Genomic DNA, 17,019 nt, shown 5'->3' on the forward strand with positions numbered 1-17,019 from the left:
GGACCGCGGGCGCTGTAATGGGTGAGAGGCTGGCATGCCTTTCCCGCGCCGTCCTCGACTGGCATGTGGTCGCCTTGGTGGGAGTGGTCTTCTTGATCCAGGGGGGGGCATCCTTCATGGCTGCGGGCACCCTTGGGCTTCTGATCCTCTGGAGCCTGAAGAGCCCAGGCACTGCTCTGAAGGCGCTGTCGATTGGGATTCTGGTCACCTTCATCAACCCTGCGATTGCCCCCGCTCAACCAGCCGCTTCCCTGATGAAGTGGGTTCTCCTCTTTGTGGCTTCGGGCCGGATCGTGGCCGCCAGGCTCCAGCGGGGGGCTGTCCCCCAATGGATGCTGAGTCTGGCGGGGTTCCTGACCATCGCCGCTACATTGGCCCTTTTCTCTAGTGCTGCCCCAGGGCTCTCCCTGCTGAAACTCGTGACCTTTTCCGTAGGTGTCGTGGCAACCATGTGGGGGTTCGATGGTGGGGACATCGATCGGCAGGTCTTCGCGAACTGGTTTCTATCCCTCCATGCGGCGGTAGTGATCTTCAGCCTCCCCCTCTTGTTCTTGCCCTTCGGGTACTTGCGAAATGGTTGGGCTTTCCAGGGGCTCTTGAACCAGCCACAGGCTCTAGCGATCTACCTTGCCCCCATGACGGTGGCCCTGATCCATCGAGGGTTCTTCGGGCAGGAAGGGCGGGGCTGGGTGATCCCCTTGGGGCTTGCAAGCCTCGTATGCATGGGGGCCAGCGCATCTCGAACTGGTGCCGTGGCCATGGGAGTGGCAGGCGGGCTGGTGGCCCTTCGCAAACTCGCGATGAGCCGACCAACCACCCAGCCCACCCGGAAGTTCGGGTTTGGCAAGTTCTATGTTCTGGTGATCTCCACCGTGCTCCTCCTTCTGGCTTTTGGTGGCCGGATCACAACCTTTGCTACCCAATTTATTGCAAAGGGCACGGAGGTCACGACCTTTTCTTCTGTGGCCGATCTCAAGGACGCCTCGGCGTCGCGCAGCGGACAGGTGGAGGGCAATCTAACGAATTTTCGAGCTCACCCTTGGGTTGGGGTGGGGTTTGGTATGGCTTCCGAGGGGGGGGGGGGGGAGGTTGATTACGACCCCACGCTTGGGTTGCCGCTCAGTGCGCCGACGGAGCCTGGCTTCTTGCCTCTGGCGGTGCTTGGTCAGACGGGCTTGATCGGTGGGTTGGCCTGGTTGGTATTCCTTCTTTCTATCTTGATCCCCATGGCCACTCGGACGACTATCGACCTCGCCTTGTTGGGATTGGCGGCCTTGGCTGTGAACCTAGGAGAGATGATCTTCTTCTCCCAGGGCGGACTGGGCCTTCAAATGTGGATCCTGCTGGGGTTTGTTCATGCCTGCCGAGATAGATGAGGTGAGATCTTGAAATATCTTTTTTGGCAGGACACCATCAGCCCCCACCAGAAAGCCCTTCTATGTGCGCTGGCCCGGCGGGTGCCTGGGCAGGTAGGCTTGATCGCAGACCGGAAGATGAGACCAGACCGGAAGGCCCTGGGATGGCAACCGCCTGAACTCCCGGGAGTGGCGATGTTCCTGGCGCCAGAGGTTTCGACCATCAATGCGCTGGTGGAGGATGGGCCGAGCGACCGGGTGCACATTTTCTCGGGGATCCGTGGAAACCGCCATGGATCGAGGCGCAGGGGATTCGATCGAGTCAAAGCGATGGGCGCACGCGCAGGGATAATGGCCGAACCTGGTGAATTCCGGCCACCAAGGGGTCTATTTCGGCTGGCGGTTCACTATGCAGCCCATCAGCAAGTTCAATCCCATATTGATTTCGCGCTGGCCATCGGGTGCAATGGGCCTAGGTGGTTTCGATGGTGCGGCTACAGCGCCAGTAAAATTTTCCCATTTGCCTATTTAATTGATGCCAATCAAGCAGAGACTGTAGAAATCGTGGGTAGGGCCCCGGGCTGCGTTAATTTAATATTTATTGGAAGAATGGACTTTAAAAAAGCGGCAGATATTATGTTTGCTGCGCTGGCTAGACTGGTCGAGTATGAGTGGACATTGAGCATGGTTGGTAATGGCCCTGTGAAGGGCGATCTAATATCGATGGCAAATAAACTGAATATATCGAAACGAATTAATTGGCATGGAGTCGTCCCAAATGCGATGATTCAAGGGTTGCTCTGCTCACACGATATACTCATTCTTCCCAGCCGTTGGGACGGTTGGGGGGCCGTGGTCAATGAGGCACTCATGCAGGGGGCTGCAGTGATCTGTAGCGATCATTGCGGGGCCTCGGTGTTACTGGAGGATCCTTGGCGTGGAGCTGTGTTCAGGGCGGGTGATCCAGATGACCTGGCGCATGTCCTCCAAGCCTGGGTGGCTCATGGGAGCCTGAGTTCCCAGGAGCGGGCCCGCATCTCGGCTTGGTCGCAGTGTGTCCAGGGTGAGGCCGGCGCCGATTACTTTCTGAGCATCATGGGCCATGTTTATGCGGGGGGGCCGCGGCCCAATCCCCCATGGATGGCTGACCAATGAGGTCTGGGCACGGCATCTTGGATGGCCGTGTGGACACATGAACATTCGTCAAGACCGATTCAAATGCTGGCTCAATTTCCGGTGATTTGGACCCTTTTGACCTCACAACCGCGGGAAGCCAGGTCAGAACCTGCGTTCGGCAGCCATGGTCCGGATGAGTGGCACCGAATTTCTCGCCATTTTTTGCCGAGTTGAGCCCTGCCGCACTGTGGCCCAAGGTGCTTTCTGTCACAAAGAGGATCTGAAGGTAGCGTCTGTTTTCCACCAGCCAAGTTGGCCGCGCCAGAATGGGGACACCGTGGAAAGGCAGGATGGATGATGGTTCAGACGATTGCAGTCGTGGGGCTCGGGTATGTGGGGCTACCTCTTGCGACAGAGTTCGGTAAGCGCTTCAGGACCATCGGGTTCGATGTGGCAGCCCCGAAGGTCGCGGCCCTGGAGCACGGGGTGGATCCCACCGGCGAGGTCGGCCCCGAGGCGCTGCGTGCCGCCGAGCAGCTTGAGTTCACAGACCGCCCTGAGCGTTTGCGGGAGGCTGATCTCATCGTCGTGGCTGTACCCACGCCCGTAAACGAGGCCAACCAGCCGGATTTCGGGCCGATGATTCGAAGCTCGGAGACCATCGGGCGGTATCTAAAGCCCGGCGCCATAGTGGTCTATGAATCCACGGTGTACCCGGGCGCTACCGAAGAAGTTTGCATCCCAGTCCTGGAAAAACATTCTGGCCTCACGTGGAAACAGGGGTTCTTTGTGGGTTATAGCCCGGAACGGATCAACCCGGGTGACAAGGAACGAACCTTGACCAAGGTTGTCAAGGTCGTGTCCGGGGATACCCCGGAAACTCTCCGGAAGGTCTCAGAAATCTATGGTCGGATCATATCGGCGGGCGTCCACCCGGTCAGCAGCATCAAGGTGGCCGAGGCCTCCAAGGTCATCGAGAACACCCAGCGGGACCTGAACATCGCCCTCATGAACGAGCTGGCGATCATCTTCCATCGGATGGACATCGACACCCTGGAGGTTTTGAAGGCAGCTGGGACCAAGTGGAACTTCTTGAACTTCCGCCCTGGCCTGGTGGGCGGGCACTGCATCGGCGTCGACCCCTACTACCTCACCCACAAGGCGGAAGTGCTGGGTTATCATCCACACGTGATCTTGGCGGGCCGATCTATCAACGACAGCATGGGTGCCTATGTGGCCCAACAGACCATCAAGGCCATTATCCAGGGAGGTGGGGCGGTAAAGGGTAGCCAGGTGCTGGTACTCGGGCTGACCTTCAAGGAGAACTGCCCCGACTTGCGAAACAGCAAGGTCGCTGATGTGGTGAGAGAACTGAGAGAATTTGGGTGCGAGGTGATAGTGCATGATCCCCTTGCCAATCCTAGTGAAGCGATGGCTGAGTACGGGATTGAACTGACTCCTTGGGAAAAACTCCCAAGCAGCGCGGATGCTGTGGTGGCTGCGGTGTCGCATCGGGACTATCTCGCTCAGGGAATTGATCAGCTGCTTGCCCACCTGAAGCCAGGTGGCGTGTTTGCCGATGTGAAATCTGCCTTCAGTTCAGCAGAAATCGAGGAGAGGGGCTTCCGACTTTGGAGGCTTTAATTCTAAATTCCAAGGGGGCGGTTTTGATTTTAGGTGTTGATGCGTCGAACATCCGCGCAGGTGGCGGGGTTACCCATCTCGTGGAGTTATTAAAAGCCGCGGACCCGATGTCGCATGGATTCAAAAAGGTCATCGTATGGGGCAATGAAAAGACCTTAGAGAAGATTCATGAGAAAACATGGTTATATAAACTACATGACCCAATGCTAGATCGGATATTACCCATTCGCATTTATTGGCAACGATTCCGATTGAAGGCCCTAGCCAGGGATGCTGGGTGCGACGTATTGCTTATTCCAGGTGGTTCTGACTCAAGTGGATTCAAACCTGCAGTTGCCATGAGTCGCAATCTATTGCCGTTTGAATGGCGGGAGTCGAGGCGGTACGGCCTGTCATGGATGACCTTAAAGCTTCAATTACTACGAATCACACAGACTCGGACTTTCCGTCGGGCGAGCGCCGTGATTTTTATAACGGAGCATGCTCGGGAAGTAGTACTCAGGGTGACAGGGACGCTCAAGGGAAGAACTACCACGATCTACCACGGAATTGATACAAGGTTTTTTACTTCGCCACGTCCTCAAAGGGCGGCAGAAGCGTTTACGCAATCGGATCCATGCAGAATTCTTTATGTCTCCATTGTTGATGTATATAAGCACCAGTGGCATGTCGCTGAAGCAGTGGCATGCTTGCGGGCCGCCGGATTCCATGTGGTCCTGGATTTGGTCGGTCCTCCAGCCTATGGAATGGCGAAATTGAAGGATGTGCTAAAGCGTGTTGATCCCGAAGGTGAATTCATCACCTATCGGGGTGCTGTTCCTCACGCTCAACTACACGAGCATTACAAGGCGGCAGATATTGGAGTATTTGCATCCAGCTGTGAAGCCTTTGGTCAAATTTTGACAGAGGCGATGAGCGCAGGATTGCCCATGGCGTGTTCGAACCGTTCCGCCATGAGGGAACTATTGGCTGATGCCGGGGTCTATTTTGACCCTGAATCACCCGATGACATTGCCCAGGCCATTCAATGCCTGATGCAATCCCCAGATCTCCGAATGCAGAAAGCTCAAGCGGCCTTTACGCGTGCAAGCAACTTTTCCTGGGAACGTTGTTCAAGAGAAACATTCCAGTTTTTAGCTGAAGTCGGCGGGCAGCATTCACCCAATTCCGAAAACAAAAATTGAATCCTTATAATTTGCTTCAGTTATTATGCATAATTAATAACAAATATCTGGAATCAACGTGAACGATTCATTGTCCCACTCAGCCATTACAGGTGCCGGGGGCTTCCTTGGGTGGCACTTACGCTGCCGCTATCAGCACGCGCCTGGCCACAAGGTCCGATCGGTATTCCAAAGAGATTTCGAATCGGACGACTCTTTAGCGCAAGCACTGCGCCCGGCTGAGGTCGTGTTCCATCTGGGAGGGATGAACCGCGGGTCGGACACGGAAGTCTATGAAACGAATATCCACTTGGCCAAGCAGTTGATTGCAGCACTTGACCACCGAGCACTCCCTCCGACTATCTTGTTTGCCAATTCCATCCACAGCCTGGGCGATACCGCCTTCGGCCGATCCAAGCGCGAGGCTTCGAGCATCCTCGCGGATTGGGCCAAGTCCCGTGGCGCCCGCTATGTGGATGTGATCCTCCCGCACCTCTTCGGCGAGGGGGGGAGGCCCTTCTACAACAGTGGCTTCGCCACCTTCTGCCACCAGCTGGCCAAGGGCGAGGAGCCGCAGATCATCCAGGATGGCCAGCTGGAGCTGATCCATGCCCAGCGGGTGGCGGCGAAGTTCCTGGAGTGGGCGCTGGATGGCACCACGTCGGGCCAGGTGCGGGTGGAAGGCACGCCCATGCGGGTGTCAGAGGCCCTTGCGCGCCTGAGGGCCCTGCATGAGACCTATCAATCGGGGGTCATTCCCGATCTTTCCGATCCCCTGGATCTGGAGTTCTTCAACACCTACCGGTCGTACCTGTACCCAGAGCACTATCCGGTACGCATGAAACGCCACACGGATGCCCGAGGCGGGCTCTTCGAGGCCGTGAAGTCCCATCATGGCGGCCAAGCCTTCCTATCCACCACGCATCCGGGCGTCACGCGCGGCCGGCACTACCACCATCACAAGGTGGAACGGTTCCTGGTGGTGGAGGGCGAGGCGGAGATCCGCATCCGGCGGCTCTTCGATGACGAGGTGAAGGTGTTCCGGGTCAGCGGCGCCGAACCCTGCTACATCGACATGCCCACGTTCCACACCCACGAGATCACCAACGTGGGGGATCGCGACCTGCTGACGCTCTTCTGGAGCCACGAGATCTTCGATCCCGCCCGCCCCGACACGTACCCCGAGCCGGTTATTCTGAACCCATGAGTCGATTGCGCGTCCTCACCGTGGTTGGAACCCGCCCGGAGATCATCCGGCTGTCCCGGGTGATCGCCCGGCTGGAGCAGGATTTCGATCACTGCCTGGCCCACACCGGGCAGAACTACGACTACGAGCTGAACCAGGTCTTCTTCGAGGATCTGGCCCTGCGGAAGCCTGACTACTTCCTGGACGCGGTGGGCGGCTCGCTGGCGGAGACCATCGGCAACATCATCGCCCGCATCGACCCTGTGCTGGAGGCGTTCCGGCCGGATGCCCTCCTGGTGCTGGGGGACACCAACAGCTGCCTGTCCGTGATCCCCGCCAAGCGCCGCAAGATCCCCATCTTCCACATGGAGGCGGGCAACCGCTGCTTCGATGCGCGGGTGCCCGAGGAGACCAACCGGAAGATCGTGGACCACACGGCGGACATCAACCTGCCCTACAGCACCCTGGCCCGGGAGAACCTGCTGCGCGAGGGCCTGCCGCCGGATCGCATCATCAAGACCGGCAGCCCCATGTATGAGGTGCTGCACCACGCCATGCCCCGCATCGAGGCCTCGGAGGTGCTGGCCCGCCTTGCCTTGGCGCCCGGCAGGTACTACGTGGTGAGCTGCCACCGGGAGGAGAACGTGGACGCAGAGGGGAACCTTCGGCGCTTCGTCGAGACCCTCAACCAGCTGGCTGCCACCCGGAAGCGGCGGATCATCGTCTCCACCCACCCCCGCACCCGGGCCCGCCTGGAGACTCTGGGCCTTGGGTTGGATCCCATGGTGGAACTTCTGAAACCGCTCGGCTTCCTGGACTACATCAAGCTCCAGATGGCGGCGGCGGCCGTCCTGTCCGACAGCGGCACCATCACCGAGGAATCCTCCATCCTGGACCTGCCTGCCCTCAACCTCCGGGAGGCTCACGAACGGCCCGAGGGTATGGAGGAAGGTGCCGTGATGATGACGGGCCTGGGCTGGGAACGGGTTGACCAGGGTCTGGCCCTGCTGGAGTCGGGCCGTCGGGAAGGCCGGCAAACCCGTCTTGTGGCGGACTACGACGCGCCCCAGGTGAGCCAGACCGTGGCTCGGGTGATCCTCAGCTACACGGACTACGTGAACCGGGTGGTGTGGCGCCGGTATTGAGGGCCAAGCGCCACCTCGGATGCCAGTTTCTCCGCGCCTTCTGGACGGGCCCTTGGGGAGGGTGTGACCCCTGTTTCTTCCTCAAGTGGGCATTCTGGGGTGTCGTAACCACCTTCGCTTGATGTGGAGTTACCCGTGTCCCCGATCGCCGGTCTGTCGCGAAAGAAATTGCTCATCACCGGAGGGACCGGCTCTTTCGGCAACGCGGTGCTGCGCAAGTACCTGAAGACCGACATCGACGAGATCCGCATCTTCAGCCGGGACGAGAAGAAGCAGGACGACATGCGCCACGAGTACCGCGATGACCGCATCAAGTACTACATCGGCGATGTGCGGGAACCCCATGGCATCGCATCCGCCCTGCGGGGCGTGGATTACGTGTTCCATGCCGCAGCCCTCAAGCAGGTGCCTTCCTGCGAGTTCTATCCTGCCGAGGCCGTGCGCACCAACGTGATGGGAACCCACAACTTATTGAACGCCTGCATCCAGGAGGGCGTCCGGAAGGTCATCTGCCTCAGCACAGACAAGGCCGTGTACCCCATCAATGCCATGGGCATCTCCAAGGCCCTCATGGAAAAGGTGGCTGTGGCGGAATCGCGCAACCTCGGGGAAGGCCAGACGACCATCGTGGTGACCCGCTATGGCAACGTCATGGCCTCCCGCGGTTCCGTCATCCCCCTGTTCCTGGACCAGATCAGGGCCGGGAAGCCCCTCAGCGTGACGGACCCGGCCATGACGCGCTTCCTCATGCACCTGGATATGGCGGTGGAGCTGGTGGAATTCGCCTTTGAGCACGGGCAAAGCGGGGATACCTTCATCCGGAAGTCGCCGGCCGCCACCATCGGCGACCTGGCCTTGGCCATCAAGGGCCTGCTCCAGGTGGACAATCCCATCCAGGTGATCGGCACCCGGCATGGGGAAAAGCTGTACGAATCCCTGGTCTCCCGGGAGGAGATGGCCCGGGCCGAGGACATGGGGGACTTCTACCGCGTGCCCGCCGATACCCGGGATCTGAACTACGGGAAGTACTTCACGGAAGGAGATCCCGGGCACAGCAAGGCCGAGGAGTACCACTCGCACAATGCGCGGCGGCTGGGCCTTCAGGAAGTTCAGCAGCTCTTGCTCACCCTGGATTGTGTGGAGGCAGCGGTGAACGATTCCGGCAAGGGCATGGTGGAGGAAGCGGTCAATGGGTGACGCCCTCGCGAAGAAGAACCCTCTTGGCCGTGAGGCCAATGATCTTTAGGTCGAACCAGATGGATTGGTTCTCAAGGTAATAGGCATCCAGATCGACCTTGATGGGAACGGGGATCTCATCCCGGCCGTTGATCTGGGCCCAGCCCGTCAATCCCGGGCGGGGACGGTGAACCCCCCGCTCGGTGCGCAACTGAATGAGGTCTTCCTGGTTGAACAGGGCGGGGCGGGGCCCGACGATGCTCATGTCCCCCTTCAGGATGCTCCACAATTGGGGCAGCTCATCAAGGCTGGTCTTTCGCAGGATTCCCCCCACCGGGGTCAGCCACTGCGACGGATTCTCCAGCAGGTGGGTCGCGACGGCGGGGGTATCGATTCGCATGGTGCGGAATTTAGGCATCCGAAAAACTTTGTTGTCTGCGCCGATTCGATCCGAGAAATATAACACTGGGCCGGGAGATGTCAGCCGCACCAGAAGTGCCACAAGCAGCATCGGGAGCCATAGGATCGATATGGCAATGAGTGTAATCAACAGGTCAAGAACTCGCTTCATATGATCAACCTCATTTATTTCTAGTTTTTGAATTTGATGAAACCGCTTCTTGGATCCACCCGTCCAAACGGTCGAATAGCAACTCGCGATCGAAATGGTCGTTTGCGTATATCTTTCCGTTTCTGCCCATCTCGTCACGTTTTTCACGTGAAAAGGCGTGGACCTTCCTCACGGCGTTAGCCAGGCCCTCGACGTCTCCCGCCGCAACGGCCAGCCCACCAGTTGATTCATGAATGAGGGCCGCCCCTTCTCCATTAAGGGCGGCAATGATGGGGCGGCCGCAGGCTAGGTAAGATTGGACTTTCCCAGGAACAGTCAGGGCAAATACGGGTTCCGGAAGAAGTGTCACAAGCAGGGCATCAGCCGCAGAAAAGAATGCAGGCATGGTGGTTGATGGGAACTGGCCCAATAAATGAAAACAATTTGAAAGGTTCCGCTTGGTTACTTCTTCCTTGACCCAAGGGGCCATCCGCCCATCACCCAAGATAATCCATTTAATATCACGAAGATCAGCCACCCTTTCGGCGGCAGTCAGAATGGTTTCAAAATCTTGGGATACTCCAATATTTCCGGCAAAAATGATCTTGAAGCCATCAGGAAGCGATATGGGAAGCTCTTCATTCGAGCCCATCTCGGGCTCAATCCAGTTGGGGAAATACGCCAAGGAGGCGTATCGGGGGGACTTTTCCGACAAGCTTTCTAGGAAGCCTTTCGATGAGTACATAATTTTTTTACAGTGACTATAAATCCACTTTATCAAATGGTCCGTGCCACGAAGGATTCTATCTGATTTGATGGCTCCGGTAGCGGCCAGTGAATCGGGCCATAAATCAACGATCCAAAATAAGATGGGTGCCTGCTTAAACCATTTCATGACAATGGCGGGAATTCCGACCGTGACTGGAGACGCTTGAAATACGAATATAGCATCGTAATCTCCCCGGCACAGGATGGGCCCCAATAAAGAAGCTGATAGCGCGAATGATAAATAGTTGAAGCCTAGGCGAAGCCCACTACCATTGCCGCGGGGCAACATCGGGACACGGATGACCTTGGCCCCTTCATGGGTTTCTGGTCGATTGAAAATCCCATAGCCGTTGAATATCTTTCCATTGGGATAATTGGGGCACCCAGTAAGTACCGTTACTTCATTTCCACGCTCAATCAGCCCCTTCACCAGATCATTGATCCGGAACTGCTCGGGCCAGAAGTACTGGGTGACGACCAATATTTTCATTGGATCCTTGGGAAGGCCTTCGTAATCAGGAGAAACTCACAAGCTTTTCGCGGGTTGGAGGCGATACCGCACTGGGGTGTGCAGGTCGGGATTAAGCGCCGTCCGGGAGGTAGACGGGGTTGGCGCCGGAGTGGCGGCGGTCGCGGTTCTCTGCGGCGAACCGGCCGAGGCCCAGGGCGGAGGGGGTGTAGGTGGGCACCAGGCGGCGCAGCCAGCGCAGCATCTGGGCCTGCCGCCGGCCCTCGTCCTCCTCCATGGCCAGGCGCAGGCCATCCAGGCCCTGCTCGAACAGGGCGTCCTCCGGCGCCTGGAGGTGGGCGTCCAGGACCTTGGGGTGCACGTCCGTGCGGGATTCCTCCTGGGCGGAGAACAACTCCTCGAAGAGCTTCTCGCCGGGCCGGATGCCGGTGAACTTCACTTCGATGTCCCGGCCGGGCACCAGGCCCGAGAGGCGGGCCATGTCCGTGGCCAGGTCGACGATGCGGACGGGCTCGCCCATGTCCAGCACGTAGACCTTGCCGGTGTCGCCCAGGATGCCGGCCTGCAAAGCGAGTTGGCTGGCCTCGGGGATGGTCATGAAGTAGCGGATCATGTCCGGGTGGGTCACCGTGAGGGGACCGCCGGCCTGGATCTGCTGACGGAAGATGGGGATCACGCTGCCCCGGCTGCCCAGCACGTTGCCGAAGCGCACGCTCACGTAGTGGGCGCCCGCGGGCGCGCGGCGGGCGGCGCGGAGCACCAGGCCCTCGGCGATGTGCTTGGAGGCCCCCAGCACGTTGGTGGGGTTGACGGACTTGTCCGTGGAGATGTTCACGAAGGTGTGGACGCCCACGGCCAGGGCCGCGTCCAGCACCCGCTCGGTGCCGAAGATGTTGTTGTTGACCGCCTCCTCGGGGTGGGCCTCGAGGTAGGGCACGTGCTTGTGGGCGGCGGCGTGGAGCACCACCTGGGGTCGCCAGCGCTCGAACACGTGCCGCAGGCGGTTGGTGTGCCGGATGTCGCAGAGCTCCAGGGAGAGCGCCTGGTTGGGGAACAGGGCGCGGAGATCGCGCTCGATCTCCCACAGGCTGTTCTCGCCGCGGCCCAGGAGGATGAGCCGGGCGGGGCGGAAGGCGGCCACCTGGCGGGCCAGCTCGCTGCCGATGGAGCCGCCGGCGCCGGTGATGAGCACCGTGGCGTCCTCGAGGATGCTGCCGAGGGCGCTCTGGTCGAGCTGGATGGGCTCGCGGCGCAGCAGGTCCTCGATGGAGACGTCGCGCAGCTCGGGCTTCCAGGTGCGGGGACCCAGGAGGTCGGAGATGCCCGGGACGGTCTTGATGCGGACCCCGGTGGCCTGGGCCGCCTCCCGCAGGCGGCGGATGGTGGCGCCGCTGGCGCTGGGGATGGCCAGCACCACCTGGGTGATGTGATGGTCGGCGACGAGGGTGCGGAGCAGCCGGGACGGGCCCATCACGGGGACGCCCTGGAGGAGGATGCCCTGCTTGTCGAAGGCGTCGTCCACATAGCCGATGACCTGGCTGCCCAGCTCGGGGTGCCGCTGGATCTCCTGGGCCACGAGGAGCCCGGCCCGGCCCGCCCCCACGATGAGGGTGCGCTGGCGGGCGTCGGGGGCTTTCTCCCGCAGGAGGCCCTCGTAGCGCGCTCGGACGAAGGTGCGGGCCAGGGCCCAGGTCACGGCGGTGGCGAGGCTGGCGGTGACGAGGGTGTCGAAGCTGAGCGCGCCTTCGAGGTCGGGCGTGAGGTGGCCGAGGACCAGGGCCGTCAGGCAGAGGGTGAGGGAGGCCGCCACCAGCTGGAGCGTGTCGCGGAAGCCGATGTAGCGGTACTGCTGGCGGGTGAGCCGGAAGCCGAGGTTGACCACCCCGCACAGGCCGACCCAGGCATAGATATGCCAGGCGATGGGGGATCCCACGGACAGGAACCGCTCGCTCGCCGCCCAGGCCAGGCCCGCCAGAAGGAGGTCCAGGGTCAGCTTGACCGCCTTCCGGAGGAGGGGGTGGCGCCTCAGGGTGCGGTTGGTGGGCATGGGTTGGCTCGGGTTCAGGGAGGGGGAGGCATCCATCAGCGGGGCTTTCTTAGATGACTCGATGGTAGAACAAGCGGCAGGAGTATCGGCATGAAATACAAGCGATGGATACGGAAAAAGGAGACATGTGATATTCGTTTTCCAGCAGGCTTTATGTGCCCGGTTTCGATGTGTTTCGAATGTAACCAAGGCCCTAATGGGCCTAGGGAATGTGGTGGCATCAAAAACCCGCTAATCGGTCGATCGGGGTGTCCGCATTAATGTTGGGACAATAGCGCGATATCTAGATTCAATTACTATGAAATTCATTTGTTATAATAATAACATCAATGCTGGTATTTTCCGCATGTAAAGCCGCGCGATAAGCGATTGATGACCCTGTGGGCCGATGACATCGGGATCAGTTGGCGGTATCGGATTCCGGTCGGGACAAGGCCGGGGCAGGGCTGGATGGGGTGGCGAACGCGAGGCCCGAATCCTGGTTGTGACGGGAGGCACACCGGGAATGCCTGCAAGCAGAGGTCCGGCAGGCTCCTTTGAAAGGGCTTTTTTTGCCACCGATTTCGCTGATTTCAGTGATTTTAAAGCGATTCCAGGCCCCAGTGCAGCATGGGCTCCATGGGGGGCGCCAGGGCCGCGAACTTTTGGAGGCTCGTGGTCCTGGCGCCCCCCATGACTTCCGGCGAAGCCGGAAGCGGCCTGCGGCCGGCCCATGCGGGACCCATCCGAGGCCCAATCAGCGCAATCGGTGAAATCGGTGGCTAAAAAGGCCTTTCGCCGGAAGAAGCCTCACTCCCCTTCGGGCACCGCCGGTAGGTTCATCTGGGTGGGGGTCCAGTCCTGGAGGGGGTCGGCGCGGTCGGGGAGGATCCAGCGGAGGCCGGCGGCTTCGACGGTCTGGCGGAAGCGGTGCAGGTCTTCGCGGCCCAGGAAGGCGGTGCCCTGGCTCTCGGGCAGGTGGGACCAGAGCTCCTGGAAGCTGGGGAAGGCGTCCTGGAGGCGGGCCTTGGCGCCCAGCTTCTCGCCACGCTGGAGCAGGAGCTGGGCGCCCTCGGCGCAGGCCTCCACCACCTGGGCGGGGAACTGGAGATCCCGGGCCGCGGCCAGGACCTCGCTCCAGGCCTCCAGCCCCTCCTCCGCCACGGCCTCCGTCGCGGGCACCGTGGAGAGCAGCAGGGCGTGGGCCCGGTGCCACTCCAGCTCCAGCCAGCGGGAGCCGGAGCCCTCCACGGGGGCCTTGAGGTTCTCGAGGATGGCCCAGCCCTGCTCCGGGGCCTCCTGCCGGGTGCGCTGGGATTCCCGGGACAGCACCTGGGCCAGCCGGAGTTGGGCCAGCCGATGGCGCCAGAGCATGCCGGAGGCCTCGAACTGGTCAGCCGCGGCCTTGAAGAGCCGGGCCGCGTCCCGCCAGGCGCCGCGGAACCGGGCCACGTCGCCCTGGAGCAGGGTGTGGTCGCCCTGCTCCTCTGGGGCCAGCAGGAGGCGCTGGGCGCCCGACGAGGGGCCCTGGGCCTGGAACAGGGCATGGTCCGCGGTCACGGGATCGCCCATGGCGGCGAAGGTGCGCGCCCGCCAGATCTGGATCATGGCCACCTGGGGTGCGTCGCCGAGCCGCTGGGCCTGGCCCAGGGCCCGGTTCAGGTGAGTCAGGGCCGGCCCCAGGAACTGCTGGAGGCTCCGCACCGCCCCCAGGGCCAGGTGGCTCTGGCTCTGGAGGCCGAGGTCGCCCTGCAGCCGGGCGGTCTGGAGGGCTTCCTGCAGCAGGGTGATGCAGGGGCCGGCCTGGCCCTGGGCGAGGCGGACCTGGGCCAGGCCGATCTGGGCCGGCACGAGGCCGCGGAAGTCCTGCCCGTGCTCCAGCAGGCGCTGGGCGGAATCGAGGTGGCCGGCCGCGCGCTGGAACTGCCCCTGGGCGGCCAGGGCCCGGCCCAGCGCGGTGAGCAGGGCCGCCTGGTCCTGGGGCTGGGACCGGCCGCCCTGGGGATGGAGGCCTTCCTCCAGGGCGCGGATGCCCTTGGTCAGGTGGCCCTGCAGCAGGTGGAGCTGGCCCAGGGCCAGGCGCAGGCGGGGCTGCTCGGGATGCAGGGGGTGGTCCTTCAGGCGGGCGGCGGCGCCCATGACCGGTTCCTGGGCCTCGCCGGGGCGGTGGAGGTGGAGCAGGAGCATGGCCCGCTTCCGAAGCACCCGGGCCTCGGCCAGGCGGACGCCCTCGTGGAAGGCGGATCGCCCCAGGGCGTCCAGGGCGTGGTCGAGGGCCTCCAGGGCGAGGTCCGCCACGGGTCGCGCCGGGGCCTCGCCATCCGCCAGAGGCCCCTGGGAGCCGGCGGCCCAGGCATCTGCCAGGTGTTCGTGCAGGCGCGCCTCGTCCCAGGGCCGGGGCTGGAGCTGGAGGGCCTGCGTCACCATGCGCTGGGCCTCCTGGGGTGGCGCGGGCGGGTGGTGGTCGAGGGCCTCCAGCACGGCCGCCAGCGCGGTGGCTTCGTCGGAGGCGAGGGCCTGGAGCGTCACCGAGTGGGCCACGGGGCCGCCCTGCTCCTGGATGACCGCCAGGAGGGCGCGGGCCAGCCGCTTGAGCTCGGCCTGGGGCGTGTGGGCGAGCACCAGCTCGCGCCAGCGGGGATCGGGCATGAGGGCCTGGCCGCCCTGGAGCTGGACCAGGCGGGAGCCCAGGGCGCCCTGCTGGGCATCCTCCAGCGCATCACCCGCCAGGCCCAGCAGGCGGCCGAGGGACCCGGCGGGCACGGGCCGGTCCGCCAGGGCCAGCAGGCGCACCAGGGTGGCGGCGGCGGGGGTGAGCCGCTGGAGGCGACCCAGGAAGACCTGCTGCACGAGATCGGCCTGGGCCTGGAGGGTCGCGGGGCGGTCGGGGGCCAGGATCCAGTGGTCCTGGTCCCAGGTCAGGGCGCCCTCCTGCTGGGCCAGCTCCAGGACGTTCCGCAGCAGGCCCGGGTTGCCCAGGCTCTGGGTCAGCAGGTCCGCCACGTAGCCCGGGGGCAGGGCGTGGCGGCCCAGCAGGTCGTCCAGGATGGCGCGGAGATCCTCGTCCTCCATGCGGTTGACGCCCACCAGGGCGGCGGAGGCCTCCTGCCGCAGGTCGGCGATGAGGGGCTTCAGCCCGGCGCCCTGGGCGCCCGTGGTGAGGGAGAGCAGCCAGGGAAGGTCCGAGCGGTGCACCAGCTCCCGCACCAGCGACAGCACCTCCGGCGCGGCGCGCTCCAGGTTCGAGAGGTGGACGAGGCGGGGATGGAGGAGGCGGGCGAAGTCCAGGACCTCGAGGGCCGCCTTCACCTCCTCGGGCTCGGGGCCGGGATCCTGGCGGTTCCGGTGGCGGCCGCCGGTGAGGAAGGCGAAGGCGGGCATCCGCAGGGACAGGGCCCGGGCGGTCTCGGGACGCTGGGCATAGAGGTCCGCCTCGTTGCCGGCGAGCAAGGTCTCCAGCAGCCGGCCCAGGAACCGCCCGGCGGATTCGTCTGCGGAAGCTTCGAGGGGGTGGACCCAGATGCCCTCGCCCTCGGCCACGGCGCAGGCCCAGGCCGCCAGGTGGGCCTTGCCGATGCCCTCCTCGCCTTGGAGGAGGACAATGCGCTCCATGGGTATGGGGGCGTTGAGGCCGAGCATGAGGGACTTGAGGTAGGGCAGCTCCTGGCTCCGCCCCCGGAGGGGCCGGGCGATGAGTTCCGACAGGTCCCGGGTGTGGGTCCAGGGAAGGTCGTCGGAGAGGGCCGAGGCGGGAACGGCCTCAGGCAGGAGACTGGAGAGCTCGGGCAGGCCCCAGGGAGCCCCGCCGAGGACGCGCGGGACCTGGGTGAGCCCGGCGCGGAAGGAGATGACCTCCGGGTGCAGGAACCGCGGGTGGAGGTCGCGCGCGAGCTCCCGCGCGAGGTGCTGCGTCAGGGCGGCGCGCTGGGCCGCGCCCCAGGCCGGCCAGAGGCGGGAGAGGGGCGTTCCCTGGAGGGCCTGGAGGTGCCAGGCCTGGCCGTCGTCGAAGCCGAAGTGGCCGATGACCGAATCCAGCGGGTCGGCGTCGCGGAAGCGGGCCAGGAAGGTGTCGCGCAGCTGGTCCAGGTCACGCTCCGCGGGCAGCGGCGACCAGATCTGCGCCAGGAAGCGCGCGCCATCGAGTTCCCGCTTCAGGAGCTGGAAGGCGCAGCCCTCGCCCTGTCCCAGGTCCATGAGCCAGGTGTAGCGGTGCGTCCCGAGGAAGCGCGTCACATCCACGGATGCGGCTTTCGCGCGGGTTCAGCGGGGCGGGGAGGCATGGCGGGAAGTGTACCGCAGGGATCCGGGGAATGAGTTGACCGGTGGTTTCAAAAGCAAAAGCCTTTTTTAGCCACCGATTTCGCTGATTTCAGTGATTAAAAGCGATTCTCGTCCCAGCGCAGCACGGGCTCCATGGGGGG

At 62.7% G+C, this 17,019-nt stretch carries 11 protein-coding genes; 7 read left to right on the top strand and 4 right to left on the bottom strand.

Going from position 1 to position 17,019, the window contains the following annotated elements; genetic code table 11:
- Positions 1 to 116 precede the first annotated feature (116 nt).
- The 7 genes from ML539_RS11905 (at position 117) to ML539_RS11935 (ending at position 8,806) form a co-directional block, all read left to right on the top strand.
- Complete coding sequence (locus tag ML539_RS11905) at positions 117 to 1,376, top strand: hypothetical protein (RefSeq protein ID WP_243324114.1); 1,260 nt, start codon at positions 117 to 119, stop codon at positions 1,374 to 1,376.
- 174 nt (positions 1,377 to 1,550) lie between these two features.
- Positions 1,551 to 2,510 carry a glycosyltransferase gene (locus tag ML539_RS11910; protein ID WP_243324115.1) on the top strand — a complete coding sequence of 320 codons (960 nt, stop codon included), beginning with the start codon at positions 1,551 to 1,553 and terminating at the stop codon, positions 2,508 to 2,510.
- A gap of 318 nt (positions 2,511 to 2,828) precedes the next feature.
- Positions 2,829 to 4,115 carry a nucleotide sugar dehydrogenase gene (locus ML539_RS11915; RefSeq protein WP_243324116.1) on the top strand — a complete coding sequence of 429 codons (1,287 nt, stop codon included), beginning with the start codon at positions 2,829 to 2,831 and terminating at the stop codon, positions 4,113 to 4,115.
- Positions 4,103 to 5,299: a glycosyltransferase family 1 protein gene (locus tag ML539_RS11920; protein ID WP_243324117.1), complete on the top strand. Its 1,197-nt coding sequence runs from the start codon at positions 4,103 to 4,105 to the stop codon at positions 5,297 to 5,299. The genes ML539_RS11915 and ML539_RS11920 overlap by 13 nt, the downstream gene beginning before the upstream one ends.
- A 58-nt stretch (positions 5,300 to 5,357) precedes the next feature.
- Positions 5,358 to 6,485: an NAD-dependent epimerase/dehydratase family protein gene (locus ML539_RS11925; protein ID WP_243324118.1), complete on the top strand. Its 1,128-nt coding sequence runs from the start codon at positions 5,358 to 5,360 to the stop codon at positions 6,483 to 6,485.
- Positions 6,482 to 7,609 carry a UDP-N-acetylglucosamine 2-epimerase (non-hydrolyzing) gene (gene wecB / locus ML539_RS11930; protein ID WP_243324119.1) on the top strand — a complete coding sequence of 376 codons (1,128 nt, stop codon included), beginning with the start codon at positions 6,482 to 6,484 and terminating at the stop codon, positions 7,607 to 7,609. The genes ML539_RS11925 and wecB overlap by 4 nt, the downstream gene beginning before the upstream one ends.
- Before the next feature lie 144 nt (positions 7,610 to 7,753).
- Positions 7,754 to 8,806: a polysaccharide biosynthesis protein gene (locus ML539_RS11935; protein ID WP_243324137.1), complete on the top strand. Its 1,053-nt coding sequence runs from the start codon at positions 7,754 to 7,756 to the stop codon at positions 8,804 to 8,806.
- Here ML539_RS11935 and ML539_RS11940 read toward each other — a convergent pair.
- From ML539_RS11940 to ML539_RS15560, 4 genes are all read right to left on the bottom strand, one after another.
- Positions 8,796 to 9,356: a sugar transferase gene (locus tag ML539_RS11940; RefSeq protein WP_243324120.1), complete on the bottom strand. Its 561-nt coding sequence runs from the start codon at positions 9,354 to 9,356 to the stop codon at positions 8,796 to 8,798. The genes ML539_RS11935 and ML539_RS11940 overlap by 11 nt on opposite strands.
- 10 nt (positions 9,357 to 9,366) lie before the next feature.
- Complete coding sequence (locus tag ML539_RS11945) at positions 9,367 to 10,593, bottom strand: glycosyltransferase family 4 protein (protein ID WP_243324125.1); 1,227 nt, start codon at positions 10,591 to 10,593, stop codon at positions 9,367 to 9,369.
- A gap of 91 nt (positions 10,594 to 10,684) precedes the next feature.
- Positions 10,685 to 12,619 carry a nucleoside-diphosphate sugar epimerase/dehydratase gene (locus ML539_RS11950; protein ID WP_279341627.1) on the bottom strand — a complete coding sequence of 645 codons (1,935 nt, stop codon included), beginning with the start codon at positions 12,617 to 12,619 and terminating at the stop codon, positions 10,685 to 10,687.
- Between the two features lie 789 nt (positions 12,620 to 13,408).
- Positions 13,409 to 16,837: a hypothetical protein gene (locus ML539_RS15560; RefSeq protein WP_279341628.1), complete on the bottom strand. Its 3,429-nt coding sequence runs from the start codon at positions 16,835 to 16,837 to the stop codon at positions 13,409 to 13,411.
- Positions 16,838 to 17,019 lie beyond the last annotated feature (182 nt).

It is taken from the genome of Geothrix sp. SG200 (assembly GCF_022808935.1).
Taxonomy (GTDB): Bacteria; Acidobacteriota; Holophagae; order Holophagales; family Holophagaceae; genus Geothrix; species Geothrix alkalitolerans.

What these genes read in the sequence shown, in the direction of transcription:
- ML539_RS11905 (WP_243324114.1), top strand. Translation starts at nt 117, where the DNA reads ATGGCTGCGGGCACCCTTGGGCTTCTGATCCTCTGGAGCCTGAAGAGC.
- ML539_RS11910 (WP_243324115.1), top strand. Translation starts at nt 1,551, where the DNA reads ATGTTCCTGGCGCCAGAGGTTTCGACCATCAATGCGCTGGTGGAGGAT.
- ML539_RS11915 (WP_243324116.1), top strand. Translation starts at nt 2,829, where the DNA reads ATGGTTCAGACGATTGCAGTCGTGGGGCTCGGGTATGTGGGGCTACCT.
- wecB (WP_243324119.1), top strand. Translation starts at nt 6,482, where the DNA reads ATGAGTCGATTGCGCGTCCTCACCGTGGTTGGAACCCGCCCGGAGATC.
- ML539_RS11940 (WP_243324120.1), bottom strand. Translation starts at nt 9,356, where the DNA reads ATGAAGCGAGTTCTTGACCTGTTGATTACACTCATTGCCATATCGATC.
- ML539_RS11945 (WP_243324125.1), bottom strand. Translation starts at nt 10,593, where the DNA reads ATGAAAATATTGGTCGTCACCCAGTACTTCTGGCCCGAGCAGTTCCGG.
- ML539_RS11950 (WP_279341627.1), bottom strand. Translation starts at nt 12,619, where the DNA reads ATGCCCACCAACCGCACCCTGAGGCGCCACCCCCTCCTCCGGAAGGCG.